Origin of the sequence: Endozoicomonas ascidiicola (assembly GCF_001646945.1) — a bacterium.
Lineage (GTDB): Bacteria > Pseudomonadota > Gammaproteobacteria > Pseudomonadales > Endozoicomonadaceae > Endozoicomonas > Endozoicomonas ascidiicola.
This window is the reverse complement of the sequence record NZ_LUTV01000009.1, coordinates 178,426-197,176: the sequence shown is the minus strand read 5'-3', so window position 1 is coordinate 197,176 and position 18,751 is coordinate 178,426. Positions and strand designations below refer to the sequence as shown.

The following is an 18,751-nucleotide window of genomic DNA, read 5'->3' as shown; positions in this document are numbered from 1 at the left end:
TTCCTGATATTCCATCACGGTCCACATTCGTCAAGCAGGCCGCTAACTTATGGGCCGTTAAACAGAAACTTCAGCAGCGACTCGTTCAGTTGATGYATGCTGATAATGCAGATATTCACCTGATTGACGGCTTTCCAATTGATGTCGCTGTAAGGACAAGAGCGCCCAGAAGCAAAGTCTTTAAAGGGGAGGCTGGCTACGGTTACTGTGCCTCAAAGAATAAGCATTTCTACGGATTTCAGGGGCATCTACTGGTTGAAGCTCGCGGTATTCCCGTTGGATTTACGCTGACTGCCGCTAATATTGATGAGCGTGACGCTGCTTATGACATGATGGATATCATTGCCGGACTTTTGTTAGGTGACAAAGGGTATATACGACCAGAGTTCAAAGAAGACTGCCGGGGGTTAGGTATCGACCTACAGACACCACTAAGAAAAAACATGAAAGATGATAGACCAAAGTCGTTTGTGAAATTAATCATGCGGGTACGACGGAGGATTGAAACAGTTATTGGCCAGCTGGCAGAACAATTTGAAATCGAAAGGTGCCGTTGTCGAGACAGGTGGCATATGACTTCGCGTATAGCCAGGAAGCTTTTGGCACACAATATGGGTTCATATCTGAATATCAGTGCAGGGAAAGCACCGATTCAGTTTGAAAGCCTGATTGCTGCTGCTTAAAAATCAGTGAAACTCCACTTTGGTACAGCTTTTAAAGTTTTAGTTGGACTTACTTCCATGCAAAGTTAAAAATCTGCAAGTCGAACATCGCGTAGATGTGATAAAATCTATTACGGGCATGGCTTGTTTCCTTCTTACTTCGATACCTGCTTACTCATAGCAGAAGACGGAGCAGCCATGCTTTTTTATATCTATTTCAAACCCGAGCATCGCGATAAGAAATGCTCCCGGCTTCTTCACTTTTATACCAACTCAAACGCTCATGAAGCGTCACCACGCTGCCCACAATGATCAGTGTCGGTGCCCGAACTTTTTCTTCGGCGATAATGTCATTAATAGTGCCGAGAGTGCCCGTAAATACTTTCTGGTTTTTTGTGGTTCCCTGTTGAATCAATGCAATAGGCGTATTGATATCACGACCATGATCGACTAATTCCTGACAGATTCGTGGCAACCCCAGCAGACCCATATAAAAGACCAGCGTCTGACCAGGATCCAGCATCTCACCCCAGTTCAGCGCATAAGAACCATCTTTCAAATGCCCGGTGATAAAACGAACAGATTGCGCATGATCACGATGAGTCAAAGGAATACCTGAATAGCTGGCACAGCCTGACGCAGCCGTGATACCGGGCACCACCTGAAATGGAATACCTTCATCTGCCAACGTTTCAATTTCTTCTCCGCCTCGACCAAAGATAAACGGATCGCCACCTTTCAAACGAAGCACTCGCTTGCCTTCTTTTGCCAGTTCTACGAGTAACGCGTTGATCTCTTCCTGCGGCCGGGTATGTCGATCTCGTTTCTTGCCCACATAGATGAAGTCCGCATCCCGACGACACAGCGCCAACACTTCTTCAGACACCAATCGATCATGAAGTACGACATCTGCCTGCTGCATCAAACGCAGGGCTTTAAAGGTCAGCAAATCAGGGTCGCCCGGGCCGCCACCGACAAGATAAACCTCACCGACTTTTTGTGCTTCGCTGGCAAGCAGTGTCTGCTCAAAAATCGCTTGCGCTCCATCAAGGTCACCGGACATTGCTTTTTCAGCAGCAGGACCGGCCAATACCTTTTCCCAGAAGTAACGTCGATCATTGATATGACTGAATCGTGCTTTTACTTGCTCACGGAATCCGCCAGCCAATGCCGCTAACTTCCCGTAACCCTGGGGCAGAATGGTTTCCAGCTTCTGTCGCAGCAAACGAGCAAGAACCGGTGCTTTACCGCCGGTGGAAAAGGCCACCACAACCGGTGAGCGGTCAACAATAGCAGGCATGACCGCCGTCCCTACATCAGCATCATCCACCACATTAACAAACAACCGGCGCTGCCCTGCAGCTGCGGCCACCTGCCGGTTCACCTGTGGGTTATCCGTAGCGGCAATGACGAGGCAAACGTCATCAAGATCCTGCTCATCAAAGGCTTTTTCGAGCAGCTCATGATGATCAGAGGAAAGGAATACACGAATATCAGAACAAATGGCAGGGGCAACCACTCGAATCATGGCACCGGCATCGGACAACAATCGAATTTTTCGCAGGGCGATATCGCCGCCGCCAACAATTAAACAACGCTGATCACGTATCTGTAGAAATAATGGCAGATAATCCAAAGTATTCTCGATATTTTATGCGGATAAGGAATAATGCGACTTATATCAGAAGCTAATAATCGAGTACAGTTACTAATAGAAATTACGATATATACCCAAAGGATTTCAAGTTGCTACGCGGCGGCAAGTGAGTGAATCCCCGTGAGCCTACAAATAGTAGGTGATCGGGGTGAGTGAACGCAGCCAACAAAGTAGCAACTAGAAAGGCGAAGGGTATAACTGTTATCCATCCTGATCGAGCTCCCCTCCCTCACGGATTGAGACTTATTCCAAAAATCAGTTTGTTGTCCATATATGATCACTCAATCTAGCGATACACAGCTCACCAACCGGGAATTTCTCCACAATCTCTGGCAACTGGCACTGCCCATCTCTCTGCAGTCTATGATGTTTTCCATGCTGGGATTGATCGATATTTTCATGGTCTCGATGCTCGGTGAAACCGAAGTGGCTGCAGTGGGCATTGGTAATCGAATCTTCTTTTTTAACTTAATACTCATTGCTTCCATGGGCAGTGGCATGAGTATTCTGGCAGCGCAATATATTGGTGCCCGCAATATCGACGGCGTTCGACGTACATTAGTGCAAACCATTATTGCCTCGCTTGTGGTTTCCATCCCCTTTGTCGTCCTGTATTTGTCGTTTCCTCAGGAAATAATGGCTATGGTCAGTGAAGACAGTAGCTTGGGAGAACTGGGCCGTTCCTACTTGGTCATTACTGCGCCTTCCATATTATTCATTGCGATTACCATACCGTTTGAAGCACTACTGAGAACGAGCAATGATGCAAAAACACCAACCCGCATTGGATTTATCACCATTCTTTTGAATGTGCTGTTTAACTATTTGCTAATTTACGGAAAGTTTGGATTTCCTGCACTGGGGGTTGCCGGTTCCGCGTGGGGTACAGCGATATCTCGCCTGATCCAAGTAGGGTTGATCATCTATTACATCGTCAGAGTAAAACCGGACCTGATCCCCAATGCCTGCGACTTTATTCAGTGCCGCATCCCAAAACATTGGCTCAAATACATCAGTATCTGCGTTCCCATGTTGTTACAAGACGGACTGTGGTCTTTCGGCCTGATCCTTTACAACCTGATGTTTGCCCGGATGGGTGTGGAAGAGCTCGCCGTAATGAGCGCGATTTCCTCGGTAGAAGGTGTACTGATTTCATTGTTCATTGGTTTCGCCATTGCCACCTCCATTCTACTGGGCAAAGAGCTCGGTGCTGGCAACTTTGACATGGCCAGAAAACAGGGACGATTTGCCATGATCGTTGCGCCATTATCTGCACTGACCTTTGGAGTAGTGACACTGCTCTTTAGCAAACAGATCGTCAGTATGTTTGGGGAGTTTGATAGCGATACTGCGGCGATGGCTCAAGAAGTTCTGATCATTGCCGGTTTTGCCATCGCTATTCGAGTGATTAATTTGACTGGCATTATCGGCGTTTTACGAAGTGGCGGTGATGTTAAGGCGACGGCGGTGATCAATATCATCGGCATGTGGGGTGTAGGCATTCCATTAACCTGGGTTGCCATTAACCACTGGCACCTGCCGTTGTATCTGGTCTTTATCTGTGCGCTGATGGAAGAAGGTACGAAAGCAGTTTTGGTACTGTACCGGATTATGAAAGGGGTATGGCTGAAAAATCTGGCCACCGAGAATTAGAATGGTAGCAAAGCCGGTTTGCAACCTCAAAACCGGCTATTAATATCTACTCATTAGACTGTCGAATAATTTCACCCCATGAGTATTGTTCCAATTGTGTCATCACATGTTCGCTTACTATTTGATTTTTGGCCATGGATTGCGTAGTTACCATATTCCTTGAAAAATCTACCAGATTAAAGTTGGATGGTCCCGCCACCTGCTCAAATTGCATTAGATCCATGCCCTGCTCAGAACTTCTGTCCAATACACCACGTAATTTCTCATCTTTACTGGTCAAAAAATCAACCAGCGGGTTTTGATCAATACTTGTTTCGAGAAGTAAGCTATTAAGATACTGTTGAAAAAGATCTTTATCATCCATTTTCAAGACAAATTCTAAGTTTATCTTATCGAGCAACTCATCTGTTATTAAACCAGACCTTCGAGAATGGTCTTGGTATCGCTCTATCGCCTCGCCGGTAGCAAACTTGCAAGTCCCTTGGCGTATAAAATAATTTTTCAGAAAAGCTTTAACATGAACAGATTGAGGATTATTAATAAGCGGTTTGTTTTGCCTATCTTTAACCGTTGTCATCACCTTAATAAGCACCTCTTCATTATACATTTTTTTCAGGTAGACAAAAAATTTCGGATAATCTAAATATCCATAACTCAGCGCAAATTCAGGTAACCTTGCGAGTTGTACCTCAAGATCAAGCTGATCAATAACAGCAGAGGTTTTATCCTGACACTCTACACTCTGAATAGTGTTGATCGTGGCAACCACCTTTTCAATAAATTCAGGTATAGATTGAACGTAATTCAAAACCCCCAAAAACTTTCGAAATAAGTCAGACTGCCGGTATTGAGCTCTTTCTATACGTTGTATGAGTGTGGTAAGCGCCTGCCTCTGTTCAGTTGAGAGGCTTTCAGAAATAGACGTGAGTATTCGATGACATTCAATATAACCGTTATTTGACTGTTCACTATTCTCTCTTCGAGAAGATCGTTGCCCGTTAAGATTTGGATGGAAAGCATTTTGACCGCCACCAAATATACCGCCACCAAATATAACGCCACCAAATATACCGCCACCAATATGAACATGGTTGTTCTGCCCAAACGTAATTCCAAATCGTCTTGCTACACGTCGGCCTTCTTCAGTATTGGTCGGAATTCTTTCACCATTCACAGTGAACACACCATTAACCAGAGAAATAGTGTTGTTTACATGAACATTTCTATTAATTTCTGGCATCCGCCGACCATATCCATGAAAATTTACCCTGGGTTGTTCAGGCGGATTTTGGACAACGTTCCTGACGGGCTGATGAGGTGGTATGGCCACGTCTACATGACGACGTTGTAAACCGCTAGTGCCAGGTCTTTCAGAACGGGGAACATCTTGCGTTGTATTAGAAATATGCAAAAGACGAGTAAATGCTGCGAACAAAGTTGGTGTTGACTTTAGTGTCTCTCTGATACTTTCTGCTGTACCTGTCATTTTCCGCTCATGTTGGAATTGAGCTATAAGGTCTTCATCATTTAGCAATTCTTCTTTGCTGAAAATGAACTTTTCATCGAACTTATACACTTCAAATTTCGCAGGAGACCTTCCGGTAATGGACTCCCCTCCATTAGCAACAGTTACATCGTGAACACCAAAACGCCCTTCGTTTAAAGGTTCCTGCGCTCCATACCTATTATGAGAAAATCCCCAAAGGCCATTATTATTTAATCTGTCCATATTTGCCAAACCCGATAATGTTTATCGTTTTTGACATGAAAATGGAATAAAAGTTCAACCGCGAAGTAATAAATAATTGAGCCTTTTAAAAAAGAACAGACAGTATCCTATATCATCAGGCATAACCCTGATGATATAAAAATATGTCAGATAACCCAGTCATTCGATGATGGTTAAACCGCCCATATACGGTTGCAGAGCTTCAGGTACATGAATGCGACCTTCCGCATCCTGATAGTTCTCAAGTACCGCCACCAGCGTACGGCCAACCGCAAGGCCAGAACCATTCAGGGTATGCACCAGTTCAGGTTTGCCGGACTCATTGCGGAAACGAGCCATCATACGGCGCGCCTGAAAATCCACACAGTTACTGACGGAAGAAATCTCACGATACTGGTTTTGTGCCGGTAACCATACTTCCAGATCGTAAGTTTTGGCAGCGCCAAAACCCATATCGCCACCACACAATGCAACAACACGATATGGCAGACCCAGTTTCTGCAAAATGGCTTCTGCATGACCGGTCATTTCTTCCAGCGCCTCAAAGGACTTCTCTGGATGAACGATCTGAACCATTTCAACTTTTTCAAACTGGTGCTGACGAATCAGACCACGGGTATCGCGACCATAACTGCCCGCTTCACTTCGGAAGCAGGAAGTATGAGCGGTTAAACGCAGTGGCAATTTATCCGCCTCGAGAATTTGCTCACGCACCAGGTTGGTCAGTGTCACTTCAGCAGTCGGAATCAAGTAAAATTGTTTCTGCTCGGCACCGGACTCATCATCACAGGCGGTTTTAAACAGATCTTCACCAAATTTTGGTAGCTGACCGGTACCGTAAAGCGCCTTGTCATGAACCAGCAGTGGCGTGATGACTTCTTCGTAACCGTGCTCTGTGGTTTGTACATCCAGCATAAACTGGGCAAGGGCACGGTGAAGACGGGCAATCTTACCCCGCAACATGGCAAAGCGAGCGCCGGAGAGCGCTGCTGCCGCTTCGAAATCCAGTCCGAATGCTTCGCCAAGATCTACGTGGTCTTTTACTTCAAAATCAAACTGACGTGGTTCACCCCAGGTACGGACGAGCACGTTATCGTTTTCATCTTTGCCTTCTGGCACCGAGTCATGGGGAAGGTTTGGTACTTCCAGCAGCAGATTGTTCAGTTCTTCCTGAAGTTCGGAAAGCGCATGCTCATTTTCCTTCACTTCCAGGTTCACCTGATCCATCCGCGCTTTCAGTTCAGTAACATCACCACCCTGGGATTTGATCTTGCCAAATTCCTTGGAGCCCGACTTACGTTCACTCTGCAGCTGCTCGGTTTTTATCTGTAGCGATTTACGGCACTCTTCCAGAGAAACCAGACGTTCTACATCCAGTTTGTAGTGTTTCTTTAACAGCTGTTCCGCCACAGCGTCAGGTGTGCTGCGTACGAGTTTAGGGTCTAGCATATTCCTACCAATTTAACTGATTGGTTGATGAGTGAGTTACCCTTACTTTGTCGGGCTACGGGCAACTGAGTGATGATACACCATGAAAGCACGACATTCGATATTGGAAGAAGCCGTCAACGTTATAAATGACAGATCAGTTAATCAGACCCCGGGCACCGATATAACCCAACCAGGTACCAAGCAAGCAAATGAAAACACTGCACAGGGTATAGGCCACCGCTTCAATAAATCGGTCTGATTGCAATAGCCTGAATACATCGAGGGAAAACGTAGAAAACGTGGTTAATGCCCCAAGAAATCCCACCGTTAAAACATCTTTCCAGATGGGTGGCAACAGGCTTTTTTCCACCAGACAGTACCAGCCAATCCCCATTAAAAACGAACCCACCACGTTTACTGCTAATGTTGGCAGCGGGAATAAATGATCATTCCCTGATCGGGCAAACCATTGGTAAATCATGGAACGACTGAGAGCTCCCAGCGCACCACCTACGGCTACTGCCAGATAATTCAACAGGTAGCTGTATTGCATGGGAGACTCCTCCGGTCATTGGATAAAAAACGGTAAAAGGTTACCAGATTTTGATTGTGAGCCCTTCTATCCGCTGCTTTTCTATTCAGGGTTTGATTTGTACGTGTTACGACAACGATATATGATTGGATAATATAAATAGATTACCGTTTATTAGGACTTTCTTGATCCAGTGAAGCCAGCCAAGTTAGCTTTTCCTTTATCTTGATCTCAAGACCACGCTCGTTTGGCTCATAGTACTGTTTTACATCCATCCCTTCCGGAAAGTATCGCTCCCCAGCGGCATACGCATTGGGTTCATCGTGGGCATAACGATAACCTTCGCCATAACCAAGGCTCCCCATCAACTTAGTAGGCGCGTTACGAAGATGATTCGGTACTTCATAAGACGGCCCGCTGCGCACATCATCCATCGCCGCTTTCCAGGCTTTATAAACTGCATTACTTTTCGGTGCACAGGCACAGTAAACTGTGGCGTGAGCCAATGCCAGCAACCCTTCTGGCGTCCCCAGACGTTCAAACGCCTGCCAGGCATTCATTGCTATTTCCAAAGCTCTGGGGTCAGCATTACCAATATCTTCACTGGCAATCGCCACTAATCGCCGGATAACATAGAGAGGATCACCCCCTCCATCCACAATTCTTGCTGCCCAGTACAATGCAGCATCGGGCTGAGAACCTCTGACGGATTTATGGAAAGCAGAAATGGTGTCATAAAACGCATCGCCGCCTTTATCAAAGCGCCGGCCGGTATCGGCCAATATGGCCTGCACGGTTTCACTGGTAATGATGCCACTTTCTGCAAGGTCCGACGCCACTTCCAATGTGTTCAGCGCCTTGCGTCCATCACCATCGGAGTAACGTACTAGAATCTCCCGGGCTTCTGAATCCAGAGTAACGCCCCTGCTGCCAAGCCCCCGCTCTTCATTAGTGACAGCCTGATCAATCACCTGCCCTATGGCATCGTCACCCAACGGTTTCAGCACATAAACACGGGCTCGAGATAACAGTGCATTATTTAATTCAAAGGATGGATTTTCGGTGGTTGCACCAATAAAAATAACGGTTCCGTCTTCTATATGTGGTAGAAAAGCGTCCTGTTGGGATTTATTAAACCGATGAACCTCATCAACAAAAAGTACGGTTTTCCGGTTGTGAAATCGCTGTTCATCCTTCGCCCTTGCTACGGCCTCGCGAATATCTTTCACACCAGACAGCACCGCAGACAACGTCTCAAAATGTGCATCGGTTTTCGTCGCGATCAAACGAGCCAGTGTCGTTTTTCCAACGCCAGGCGGCCCCCAGAAAATCATGGAGTGAAGCATACCCTGCTCCAATGCTTCTCTCAGAGGTTTGCCTCGAGCCAGAATATGATCCTGACCGAGATACTCATCCAGATTCGCCGGACGCATTCGGGCAGCAAGGGGCTCGTATCGTTTGGAGTCAGGAACATCAAAAAGAGAGGTCATTGCCAGAACTCTGCCTTATCTACATGCTGTATTTACAGAATTACAGATTGCTTTCATCAATAATATCAAAGCCGTCGTTTTCCAGCTTCTTGATATCTGGCTGAAACAGCTCATTATTCACCGGCTGATTCAAGGTGACATCGGTGAAATCAATCCGTCGTTTACCACCAAGGGTATCCAAAATACTAATGGCGGAAATTTCACCTTCAGAAAAGTTGATTTCCAGCTTTTCAAACAGATCTTCAGCACGCACCGGCTTCAGGGTATACACCTCTTCAGGGCCATAGTTCATACGAATGACGGAGTAGCCTTTCAGAAAAGCACTGGCATTGCCACTGAGCAGTTGAACCGCCGTAGGGCCTGATTGATCATCCTGTTTTTTGATCACCACCTGTTTGAAGTCCGGATCCAGCATCCAGAGCTTACCGTCTCTGGCAATAATTTCCTGACTAAAAGGCGCAGTGATATTCCAGCGAAACTGGTTAGGGCGCTTTAACTGCATATCGCCCTTTTCAACTTTGGGACGGCCATGTTTATCGATGGTACTTTGGGTAAAAGAAGCACTCACCGTATCCATCCCTTGTAACTTATTCACCAGATCATTGGCTGCCTGAGCATCATTTTCAACGCGGGCTGGCGTATCGCTGGAAGCCTTTTGCTCGGCAGATACCGGCAAACCAAGCACTAACATCATGGGCAACAGAGCGAGTAATTGTCGTTTTTTCATCGTGTTTAATCTGCAATATAAAATTAATTCTTGGGCGGTGGTGGCGCAATCACTTCACGGTTGCCATTATGCAACGGTGGACTGACGACACCTGCCGCTTCCATGGCTTCAACCATTCGGGCGGCTCGGTTATAACCCACTTTCAGTTGTCTCTGCACCGATGAGATAGACGCCCTTCTCGATTCCGTAACAAAGGCGACAGCTTCGTCATAAAGCGGGTCTTGTTCGCTATCGTCGAGCCCACCGGAAATTGCGCTGCCTTCTGAGGCATCAGACACCCCGTTAAGAATTTCATCCACAAAATCCGGTTCGCCACGTTGTCGCCAGTCGGCGACCACTCGATGGACTTCATCATCACCCACAAACGCACCATGAATACGCACAGGTACGCTGGTTCCCGGCGGTAGATACAGCATATCACCATGTCCGAGAAGCTGCTCGGCTCCGCCCTGATCAATGATGGTTCGAGAATCGATCTTACTGGATACTTGAAAACTGATACGAGTTGGCACGTTGGCTTTGATCAAACCGGTAATCACATCCACCGATGGGCGCTGAGTCGCCAGAATCAAATGAATACCGGCAGCACGGGCTTTCTGAGCAATACGGGCAATAAGTTCTTCCACTTTTTTGCCAACGATCATCATCATGTCAGCAAATTCATCAACCACCACCACAATGAACGGCAGTTTGTTTAGCTCGGGGGCAATATCATCGGAAGAGACCGGTTGATAGAACGGATCACGTAAAGGTTCACCCTGGTCAGCGGCGTCTTTCACCTTGCGGTTATAACCCGCAATATTCCGAACGCCAAGATGCGCCATTAATTTATAGCGACGCTCCATTTCAGCCACACACCAACGCAACGCATTGGCGGCTTCTTTCATGTCCGTCACCACCGGTGCCAGCAAATGGGGAATACCGTCATATATTGACAGCTCCAGCATTTTGGGGTCGATCATAATCAGACGAACATCTTCCGGCTCTGATTTAAACAGCATGGAGAGCAACATGGCGTTGATCCCCACGGATTTACCAGAACCCGTTGTACCCGCCACCAGCAAGTGCGGCATTTTTGCCAGATCAACGGTCACTGGCTGACCAGAAATATCATGCCCCAACGCGAGGCTGACTGGTGACGGCGCAGATTCGAAAGAAGGTGAAGAAATAATTTCGCTGAAAAACACCGTTTCACGATCATCGTTAGGGATTTCAATACCCATAACGGATTTTCCGGGAATGACTTCAACCACACGAACACTGACCACTGCCAACGAACGGGCCAAGTCGCTGGCCAAGCCCGAAATTTTACTGGCTTTTGTACCCGGCGCCGGTTGAATTTCAAAACGGGTAATAACAGGTCCCGGATGCACCGCCACCACTTCAACATCCACATTAAAGTCTTTCAGCTTCAACTCGAGCAGCCGGGACATTTGATCGAGAGACTCTGGACTCATGGCTTTACCAGAGGGGCGAGCCACATCCAGCAAATCAGCAGTAGGCAAACGACCCACCGGCACATTCTTGTTGACCGGAACGGGTTTCATTTTTGGCGGAGGTGGTACGATCACAGGCGAGCGGGGCTTAAGGGCAGCCTCCTTGACTGCTCTGATCGCAGCGGGTGACGGCAATTCTTCCGTCATGGGCATCATAGGGTCTTTTCTCAAAACAGGAATCGACTCGGCCGAGTGTTTTCGCTCTGAGCGCTCAGCTATGTATTCTTTAATGCATCTAAAGCTATTGGTCATCTTTCGCAGACAGAACTTCAGGAACTGCATACTCCAATAACCCACCGTATCCATCAGATAAAACCAGGACAGATCAGTATAAAGCGTCACCCCAAGCAAAAAACTCGCCATCAACAGCAATGTGCTGCCAGTGACATTAAAGGCAGGGATAAACACCGAGATGATAAGTTCACCGATGATTCCCCCGGTGCTGGAAGGAAACAGATCATTCAATGCGTGATAATGAAGCGATGCCAACGCCGCGCCCGAGGCAATCGTCAGTACAAATCCTGTGCTGCGAATGGTAAATAGCCAACCGTGCCACTCATTGGGTTCGTGCCGATAGCGGAAAACCTTAACGGCTTTCAGAATGAACACCACAGGCACCAACCAGGCCAGAAAGCCAAACAAATTGAGTAAGAAATCAGACGACCATGCACCAATTCTACCGGCACTGTTGGCCACAGTATCCGCTGTCCCAATAAAAGACCAGCCCGGATCGCCCTTGTGGTAACTGAACAGCGCCAGAGACAGAAAAGCCGCCAGTACCAGCCAGCAAAACATAATCCCTTCCTGAACCCGGGATGACAGTGTTTCGCTCACTTTTTCTGAGTGACCAGACCGTTTCCGTCGCCGGATAGCTACCTGGTCCACCGATGAATCACTGCCGGACTGGCTGCTCTTTTTGCTTACCGACTCTGCCATTCAGATCCCTGAAAATACCTGATAATAAATACAGTAGTTTAACGTAGAAAGATAACACGAGCCTTGAAGGCTCTACAATCCCCGTTAACCCCTGTTCAACCCTGATAACCCCTCAGCCCAGCCTGTGCGAACATCTCTCTATTTCTGAATCGCTTTTATATAAGTAGAATAACTTGTTTCCCCTTATCGGCTTTTATCAATGCTGCGTAAACCGCTTACCCACTTTCAAGAGACTGTACAACATCCTCATCACTCACTGGGGTTTCTGCTGCTTACGCTTATTTTCAGCATCGTTTTTTCGCCATTGATGATCGATTATCAATCCATTGCCGGCACAGTGTTTTCTGCATTAATGATTGCCAGCATGGTGCTCAGCCTGCAGGCCTTGACGGAAAAAAAACCACGACTCCGACGCTGGTTAAAAGTCACCGGCATTGCCATTGTAGTGCTGCGACTGTTGGCGGAGCATTCAATATCGCCACCGTGGTTACCATTATTTACTTTAATTGCCAGCATGCTGTTTAACATGGGCATGATGGTTATGCTGATGGGGCACCTTTTCAGCAAGCAGCCGGAAATGGAGAAATTGCTGGCCGCTATTAACTTTTATCTCCTGACCGGCGTTACGTTTAGTTATCTCTATTTGATGACCAACTTATTCTCACCCGGGTCCTTCGATATGCCAGCCCAGAGCATTTCCAGCTGGCCGGATTATCTGTATTTCAGTTTTGTCACGCTAACCACATTAGGCTACGGCGACATCCTACCCTTAAGCTCGCTGGCGCAAAGCCTGGTATCACTGGAAGCCGTTATTGGTGTTCTCAGCCCTACTGTGATGATTGCAAGATTTGTAGGCAAATAATCTTCATTCTGAATACGAATATATACGACTACTCTAATCTATAACTCAGAGTATTGTGTTTGCCGTTCAATATGATTAACGAGAATAACGCTATGGAATCTGTACACGGTCATAACGTGCTTAACCTGGTTAAAGAACAGGAAGCAGCACTGACTAAAGAAAACCTGATGAGCGCCATCGCCGAAGCATTTGGTACCGATGCCCGCTACCACACCTGCTCGGCTCGCGATCTGACCGCAGATGAACTGGTTAGTCAGTTTGTTGAAAAAGGTAAATTGGTTGAAGCAGATGGCATGATTCAATATCACGGTTGCAATTGCCACTGTCATTGATTTTTCAATTTGCAAAAAACAAAAAACCGGTCACTAGAACCGGTTCCAAACTTTACCATTATTGCCTGTCTGATCTTCGTGATTTATACACCACCTCCCCCGCGGGGTATAAATCGTTTCTTTGAGGAACCCCCTTTCACACTTTCCTCATCAGGCATGAGCCATCTTACGTATTGTCTTTACTGAACATATTGATCCACATCAACATTACCGTTTCTCTACAGTTCAAATGTTAACCACTGTGAGAACCCGTTCACACATCCTCCAATTGGCATAAAAAATTCATAATAAGGTACACCCCATGTGCCGATAGCTATTTAACGACCATTCGTTACTCACTGCTATTGGATACTTCCCATGATTATTAACGCTTTTATAACCACATTAACCTTAAGCTCCATCTTACTGACTACCACTGCCATCAGCAGCACTGACACACTATCTACTGTGCACCCGATCGACGGAGAGCATAAAACTCAGTCTATTCCCGCACCGAAATCATTAACACCTCCCCCAGTCAAATCGAATACAGAATTGGTGGAGCAAGCGCTTAAGTATGGAATGTTGGCAGACGCTTATCAGAAAAGCCCTCAAGGGATGATCACCGAAGGGTACCGCTACCAACTGCGCCAGCTTTACCTTAACTGGCTACCAAAAGCCCTTGAAGTACCGGGTCAAACCATTGAGAAAGCCAACGCTACCATAATACGACAATGGTCTGATTTACTCGGGCAGGCAGACTACCCTGCCTCAGAAAAGGAACAATGGGTTTCTTTGCTGGCCAATGCGCTGAATGATTGGGCCAACAAACATCAACGCCAGTTCTTTTCATTAAAGGACATCACTTCTGTCATGCCTGTGCTCAAGAACAAATTAGAGGAGTGCAACCAATACCTGCAAAAACCAAGCAGCTTCAACTTAAAACAGAATGCTTGCCACTCCATGGGCTCGATTACCCGTCAGGTTACTTCAGAAAATAGCTCAACAGACTCACTGAATGCCTCAATGAAAGCCGCCACGTATCGCTTTATTGAAAGTATGAATGACACTCACACACTGCCCTGGTATCAAGAATATCTAGATAGCAAAAGTGCATTCAATGACGTAATTCGTGAGCGACTGGACACTGGCTACAGTTACCAGCAACTCTCACAGATACTGCAACTGGCGGGTATTGATTACCCGATTATCTATCAACATATCCGCGACTTTTCGCTGGTGCACCCGCAACCCTATTCTGAATAATTGCGATACCATGGCTTTCCCTTCTCTGGAAAGCCTTCTCTCAAATGCCCTCTTTGAAAAGCCTTGTGTTAATATGCGTCATTTATCGAGTTCACGATTCATGGCGCTCAAAGCAACCATCTACAAAGCGGCAATCAATATTGCCGACATGAACCGGCATTACTACGCCGATCATGATCTGACCCTTGCCCAGCACCCATCTGAAAATGCAGAACGCGCCATGCTTAGAGTATTAGTATGGGCTTTGCACGCTAAAAGCGAACTGTCGTTTACTCGTGGCATCAGCACAGACGATGAGCCGGATATCTGGGAAAAAAACCTGAGTGGAGAAATTGAAACCTGGATTGAACTGGGTCAGCCCGATGAAAAGCGCATCCGTAAAGCCTGTGGCCGGGCACGAAAAGTCTGTATCTATAACTATGGTGGACGAACACCTGAAGTCTGGTGGCAACAGAATAGAGACAAACTGTCACGGTTCGACAACCTACACGTGTATCGGATTCCCGAAGCCGCCAAAGAACTCACCGTACTTATGGAAAGAGTCATGAAGCTGCACTGCCTTATTGATGAAAACCAGATCACGATGGGGAATGATAAAGACTCAGGTCAGTATGAAATAACACAGCTATTTCCGGAAAACTAACGCCGATTTATATACCCGTTTCCGCTATTACTTATTGATCATTATTCCCTGAGCCAATAAAGTGCCGACCCCAGCCATGACAGAATCAAGATGACGTGGCTGGCATCATCGATCACTGAGGCCCTGAATGAAGCAACCCAATCATTTCGTCGCTGTAGAAGCCAACATAGCCGCCGGTAAATCTACCCTGCTCCCCAAGCTTGCCGCAGAGCTTGGCTGGGAAGCGATTCAGGAACCCGTCAATGATCCGGAATTTACACGACTGCTTCAGGATTTCACCGACCATCCTCAGGACTCCAGCAAACGCATTCTGTTTCAGGAATACATCACTGATCGTCGTGCAGATATAGTGAAAAAACTCCCTACGGATAGAAACTATCTGATTGAGCGCTCCCTGTACTCTGATCTGATTTTCACCCAGGCGAATTTCCTGTCAATGGATGCCCCTGATGAGCGCTACATGCTGCACTACTGCGCGATCCAAAACCGCCTGAAAGATTACCCTGTGATCAGTGCTGTCGTGTATTTACGTACTGCACCGGAAGTATCACACAGCCGATTGATCAATCGCGCAAGAGCCGCTGAGGATGGCACACCATTGTCGTATCTTCGCGATATTCATAATTATCACGAAGCGATTCTGCCTCAGATCTGTCGTTCAATGAATACACCACTGATCACAGTAGAATGGGATGATTTTGGTTGTGAAAGAAAAGTAGCAAATGCGTTATTGCAGATCATATCAAAAGAAAAACAGTGATTTTTTCCTCATAATTTGATCAATTCTCATAATTATTCAGGTTGAACCAATTTACTGCTTGCCCGTTCAGGCAGTAAATGATCTGGATAACTAGTGGATGATAAAAAGCATCACCATCGCAATAATTCATCATGCGTAATCTGGAAGATTAGTCTAAAAATAGAGTATCTCTATTCTTTGTTTTTAGTCTGTATACAGAAGTCCCCAATGAAAATGCCATTTGAACCCGGCGATCAAGTGACCACTCCCTTTTATCCCATCCACAAAAAGCATCCGAGAACTGTCATACGATGCTATCGCTCCATTGACTGCCCTTCCGGATGGTTGGTAGACACCGTGGATACCCACGGAAAACCACTAAACGCGCTTGATTCCAAGTGGTATCAACTCGCACGTGCAAGTGAAGAGTTAAACGATAATCAACAGTTCACTCCAGCTTAAACATGCTGTCACTGAAGAAAAAGGAGAATTTAATAATGGTAGTCGGTACTGGACTTGAACCAGCGACCCCCACCATGTCAAAGAGGGGATTCATTTTTTAAAACCTCGCAATCCCTTGGTACATAAGGCTTTAATAAGATCCTGATTTTCCATTTTCTTTCCATAACGGGCCTTTATGCCATCAGTTATGTCCCGTTTATGTCCCGCCTAATGATTAAATAACATACAGATTTCGATGAAACTATATCGTCAGATATAGCGCAAATGGTCAGAACGTGCGCACTTTACAGGCCATTATGTCCCGTATTATGTCCCGTTTTTTTCAGAAATTTATTAAGGGAAATCCGTTATAATTATCTGGTCTATCTGAAGTGCCGTATACTTTTTGTTTACTTTTTAGATAAAGAAAAGTAAACAAATTGTCGTAATGTTGGCATCTTTGATAGACTGCCCCCTAGTCTTTACCCTACGCGGCTTTGCAACCGTTTTAAGGTAGGGGGCAATTTAATAACTCCTTATGAGGTAGGACTGGCTTTGTGCCGGGTATCCTGCTGAATAAAACACTCCTTTTGGAGAAATAGGCGGGGGACTGCCTTAAAGGTCTTGCAAAGTACCTGGCTTACCCTTGATGTTGAGAAGAAACAATAGACATAGCAGGCTGTTCTTTCTTCTCAGCATATCCTTTCATCAAGGTAAAGCTGCTGGTCTGATCAATAATCAATTTCATACCTCTTAATTTATCCGTTGGAATATAATCCTGCCGTACGCATTCATTCATAGAATCTGAAACAATCTGCTGAAGATAACCACAATCAACATCATTCGTTACCAGATTTACATCGTCCTGCTTATGGTTATTGTTTTTCATATAACCGTACTCATAATTTAAAACGACATTGATAGAATAATATAACCTCCTGATTACTGTTCAATTTTTATATCACAAGCTGGCTCCTGGCTCCTGGCTCCTGGCTCCTGGCTCCTGGCTCCTGGCTCCTGGCTCCTGGCTCCTGGCTCCTGGCTCCTGGCTCCTGGCTCCTGGCTCCTGGTCATCAGGGTTTTGATAACCTGCCTAATAATCAAGGCCCCCGACTGGTTTTTTTCGCTCTGCCAGTTGTCCCCATTTTCCAGAGAGTCTGCCACTATCTCCAGCAGGTAACACAAGAACTGATCGCTTGCATCACATATGCTTTTTATCATATTTCTATTCACTCTATTTTTATTGGAATTGTCAGAGTAGCCAGCTTTTATCGTGACGCGCGTTCTATTCTTTCTCCTTCTTCTTCATACTCTTCATTCTTCGCATCAAATTGTTTCTGATACTTATCAAGCTGGGCCTTGGTTATCCGATCCTCGTTAAAATCTTTTTCATGCTTGGCCATCCAGCGGGCTAAACCTTCCCGATTTTTATTCAGGTCGTAGTTCTTACTTTCAGCGTACTGATCAATCCTGACCGGGCGTCGTTTAACGCCGATAGCTCCATACAGTGCATCTCTGAATAAAATGTCATTCTCCCGCCTATCCAGCCCGGTGAACTGCCCTCCCCCCCATAGTTTCAGAAACAGCATTGGCCAGATCCACCATCCCCGGCAGAATAGCGTTTGGCTCCTCCCCTTCGCGTTCAGCATTGCGTACTTCGTTGGCCGACCCCTCAATAATTTTCTGCTGGGCATAGCTGCCGGGGAATGCAGCATTGCTTGGGGTAATATTCTGGTAGATGTAGTTCAGCGCCTTACGGGTTTTCTCAGCAGAGCTGGGGCTTTTTTCATCATAGATGGGAGATCCGCGTCAGTCTTTATTGGTACTAATATCATTCAGTAAAACCGCCATAGGGTTAGAGCCATACCAACCCGGCCCCCAAAAGCTTAGCGCCGCTGGCCATGCTCCCGGGCGCTCTGCATTACCCACAAATGGATTACCCGCCGGAATCATATTGGCAATGCCAACTTTGTAGCTAAACCAAAACTCATTTGAAACATACGGTTCTAAATGAGCAGATAAATTGATCCAAAGCATGAAACGAAAAACGATTCAAGACGTATAATTACAGATCATTTTTTGCCATAACTATTCGATTCATGCTTAAAGTCCTACACGATAAATGGAATCAATCCCCAGAATGCCTCTATCAATCTGGATTATCAGAACCTCACCA

18 protein-coding genes are annotated in these 18,751 nt (G+C 46.2%); 8 read left to right on the top strand and 10 right to left on the bottom strand.

What is annotated here, in order from left to right; genetic code table 11:
* The coding region (locus tag AKL11_RS22165) for an IS982 family transposase (RefSeq protein ID WP_157673724.1) at window positions 1-683 on the top strand (683 nt) is incomplete at its 5' end.
* 196 nt (window positions 684-879) lie between these two features.
* Here the strand turns inward: AKL11_RS22165 and cysG are convergent.
* The gene (gene cysG / locus AKL11_RS22160) at window positions 880-2,298 is read right to left on the bottom strand and encodes a siroheme synthase CysG (RefSeq protein ID WP_067522077.1); all 1,419 of its coding nucleotides are present in this window, start codon (window positions 2,296-2,298) and stop codon (window positions 880-882) included.
* 294 nt (window positions 2,299-2,592) lie between these two features.
* On the opposite strand from cysG, the gene AKL11_RS22155 reads away from it, so the two are divergent.
* Window positions 2,593-3,972, top strand: coding sequence for an MATE family efflux transporter (locus AKL11_RS22155; RefSeq protein ID WP_067522075.1), 1,380 nt, complete (start codon window positions 2,593-2,595; stop codon window positions 3,970-3,972).
* A 46-nt stretch (window positions 3,973-4,018) separates the two neighbouring features.
* On the opposite strand, the gene AKL11_RS22150 is transcribed toward AKL11_RS22155, so the two are convergent.
* The 6 genes from AKL11_RS22150 to AKL11_RS22125 all read right to left on the bottom strand — a co-directional run bounded on the left by AKL11_RS22150 (window position 4,019) and on the right by AKL11_RS22125 (window position 12,313).
* Entirely contained in the window at window positions 4,019-5,701 is a 1,683-nt protein-coding gene (locus AKL11_RS22150) for a hypothetical protein (protein WP_067522072.1), read from the bottom strand.
* Between the two features lie 159 nt (window positions 5,702-5,860).
* Window positions 5,861-7,150 carry a serine--tRNA ligase gene (serS, locus tag AKL11_RS22145; protein ID WP_067522071.1) on the bottom strand — a complete coding sequence of 430 codons (1,290 nt, stop codon included), beginning with the start codon at window positions 7,148-7,150 and terminating at the stop codon, window positions 5,861-5,863.
* A gap of 136 nt (window positions 7,151-7,286) precedes the next feature.
* Window positions 7,287-7,685: a fluoride efflux transporter CrcB gene (gene crcB, locus AKL11_RS22140; protein WP_095210623.1), complete on the bottom strand. Its 399-nt coding sequence runs from the start codon at window positions 7,683-7,685 to the stop codon at window positions 7,287-7,289.
* A gap of 143 nt (window positions 7,686-7,828) precedes the next feature.
* A complete protein-coding gene (locus AKL11_RS22135; protein WP_067522069.1) occupies window positions 7,829-9,154 on the bottom strand; it encodes a replication-associated recombination protein A in 1,326 nt (441 codons plus the stop codon).
* Between the two features lie 40 nt (window positions 9,155-9,194).
* Window positions 9,195-9,881 carry an outer membrane lipoprotein periplasmic chaperone LolA gene (gene lolA, locus AKL11_RS22130; RefSeq protein ID WP_067522067.1) on the bottom strand — a complete coding sequence of 229 codons (687 nt, stop codon included), beginning with the start codon at window positions 9,879-9,881 and terminating at the stop codon, window positions 9,195-9,197.
* 23 nt (window positions 9,882-9,904) lie between these two features.
* Window positions 9,905-12,313, bottom strand: coding sequence for a DNA translocase FtsK (locus AKL11_RS22125; protein WP_095210622.1), 2,409 nt, complete (start codon window positions 12,311-12,313; stop codon window positions 9,905-9,907).
* Between the two features lie 199 nt (window positions 12,314-12,512).
* On the opposite strand from AKL11_RS22125, the gene AKL11_RS22120 reads away from it, so the two are divergent.
* The 6 genes from AKL11_RS22120 (at window position 12,513) to AKL11_RS22095 (ending at window position 16,596) form a co-directional block, all read left to right on the top strand.
* Window positions 12,513-13,175: a potassium channel family protein gene (locus AKL11_RS22120; RefSeq protein WP_067522066.1), complete on the top strand. Its 663-nt coding sequence runs from the start codon at window positions 12,513-12,515 to the stop codon at window positions 13,173-13,175.
* Window positions 13,176-13,267: 92 nt separating this feature from the next.
* Window positions 13,268-13,507 carry a YecH family metal-binding protein gene (locus tag AKL11_RS22115; RefSeq protein ID WP_067522148.1) on the top strand — a complete coding sequence of 80 codons (240 nt, stop codon included), beginning with the start codon at window positions 13,268-13,270 and terminating at the stop codon, window positions 13,505-13,507.
* A 357-nt stretch (window positions 13,508-13,864) separates the two neighbouring features.
* The gene (locus AKL11_RS22110) at window positions 13,865-14,752 is read left to right on the top strand and encodes a hypothetical protein (RefSeq protein WP_067522063.1); all 888 of its coding nucleotides are present in this window, start codon (window positions 13,865-13,867) and stop codon (window positions 14,750-14,752) included.
* 10 nt (window positions 14,753-14,762) lie between these two features.
* Window positions 14,763-15,395, top strand: a complete 633-nt coding sequence (locus AKL11_RS22105) for a YaeQ family protein (protein ID WP_342669737.1) — start codon at window positions 14,763-14,765, stop codon at window positions 15,393-15,395.
* A 127-nt stretch (window positions 15,396-15,522) separates the two neighbouring features.
* Window positions 15,523-16,155 carry a deoxynucleoside kinase gene (locus AKL11_RS22100; protein WP_067522061.1) on the top strand — a complete coding sequence of 211 codons (633 nt, stop codon included), beginning with the start codon at window positions 15,523-15,525 and terminating at the stop codon, window positions 16,153-16,155.
* Between the two features lie 207 nt (window positions 16,156-16,362).
* A complete protein-coding gene (locus tag AKL11_RS22095) occupies window positions 16,363-16,596 on the top strand; it encodes a hypothetical protein (protein WP_067522059.1) in 234 nt (77 codons plus the stop codon).
* A gap of 619 nt (window positions 16,597-17,215) precedes the next feature.
* On the opposite strand, the gene AKL11_RS22090 is transcribed toward AKL11_RS22095, so the two are convergent.
* The 3 genes from AKL11_RS22090 to AKL11_RS25400 all read right to left on the bottom strand — a co-directional run bounded on the left by AKL11_RS22090 (window position 17,216) and on the right by AKL11_RS25400 (window position 18,528).
* Complete coding sequence (locus AKL11_RS22090) at window positions 17,216-17,464, bottom strand: hypothetical protein (protein WP_067522057.1); 249 nt, start codon at window positions 17,462-17,464, stop codon at window positions 17,216-17,218.
* Window positions 17,465-17,843: 379 nt separating this feature from the next.
* A complete protein-coding gene (locus AKL11_RS22080) occupies window positions 17,844-18,164 on the bottom strand; it encodes a hypothetical protein (protein ID WP_157673720.1) in 321 nt (106 codons plus the stop codon).
* Window positions 18,165-18,384: 220 nt separating this feature from the next.
* Window positions 18,385-18,528: a hypothetical protein gene (locus AKL11_RS25400; protein WP_157673719.1), complete on the bottom strand. Its 144-nt coding sequence runs from the start codon at window positions 18,526-18,528 to the stop codon at window positions 18,385-18,387.
* Between the last annotated feature and the right edge of the window lie 223 nt (window positions 18,529-18,751).

What these genes read in the sequence shown, in the direction of transcription:
- AKL11_RS22090 (WP_067522057.1), bottom strand. Translation starts at nt 17,464, where the DNA reads ATGAAAAACAATAACCATAAGCAGGACGATGTAAATCTGGTAACGAAT.
- AKL11_RS22110 (WP_067522063.1), top strand. Translation starts at nt 13,865, where the DNA reads ATGATTATTAACGCTTTTATAACCACATTAACCTTAAGCTCCATCTTA.
- AKL11_RS22115 (WP_067522148.1), top strand. Translation starts at nt 13,268, where the DNA reads ATGGAATCTGTACACGGTCATAACGTGCTTAACCTGGTTAAAGAACAG.
- AKL11_RS22125 (WP_095210622.1), bottom strand. Translation starts at nt 12,313, where the DNA reads ATGGCAGAGTCGGTAAGCAAAAAGAGCAGCCAGTCCGGCAGTGATTCA.
- AKL11_RS22120 (WP_067522066.1), top strand. Translation starts at nt 12,513, where the DNA reads ATGCTGCGTAAACCGCTTACCCACTTTCAAGAGACTGTACAACATCCT.
- AKL11_RS22095 (WP_067522059.1), top strand. Translation starts at nt 16,363, where the DNA reads ATGAAAATGCCATTTGAACCCGGCGATCAAGTGACCACTCCCTTTTAT.
- lolA (WP_067522067.1), bottom strand. Translation starts at nt 9,881, where the DNA reads ATGAAAAAACGACAATTACTCGCTCTGTTGCCCATGATGTTAGTGCTT.
- crcB (WP_095210623.1), bottom strand. Translation starts at nt 7,685, where the DNA reads ATGCAATACAGCTACCTGTTGAATTATCTGGCAGTAGCCGTAGGTGGT.
- AKL11_RS22150 (WP_067522072.1), bottom strand. Translation starts at nt 5,701, where the DNA reads ATGGACAGATTAAATAATAATGGCCTTTGGGGATTTTCTCATAATAGG.
- AKL11_RS25400 (WP_157673719.1), bottom strand. Translation starts at nt 18,528, where the DNA reads ATGATTCCGGCGGGTAATCCATTTGTGGGTAATGCAGAGCGCCCGGGA.
- AKL11_RS22105 (WP_342669737.1), top strand. Translation starts at nt 14,763, where the DNA reads ATGGCTTTCCCTTCTCTGGAAAGCCTTCTCTCAAATGCCCTCTTTGAA.
- AKL11_RS22135 (WP_067522069.1), bottom strand. Translation starts at nt 9,154, where the DNA reads ATGACCTCTCTTTTTGATGTTCCTGACTCCAAACGATACGAGCCCCTT.
- AKL11_RS22155 (WP_067522075.1), top strand. Translation starts at nt 2,593, where the DNA reads ATGATCACTCAATCTAGCGATACACAGCTCACCAACCGGGAATTTCTC.
- AKL11_RS22080 (WP_157673720.1), bottom strand. Translation starts at nt 18,164, where the DNA reads ATGCTGTTTCTGAAACTATGGGGGGGAGGGCAGTTCACCGGGCTGGAT.
- AKL11_RS22100 (WP_067522061.1), top strand. Translation starts at nt 15,523, where the DNA reads ATGAAGCAACCCAATCATTTCGTCGCTGTAGAAGCCAACATAGCCGCC.
- serS (WP_067522071.1), bottom strand. Translation starts at nt 7,150, where the DNA reads ATGCTAGACCCTAAACTCGTACGCAGCACACCTGACGCTGTGGCGGAA.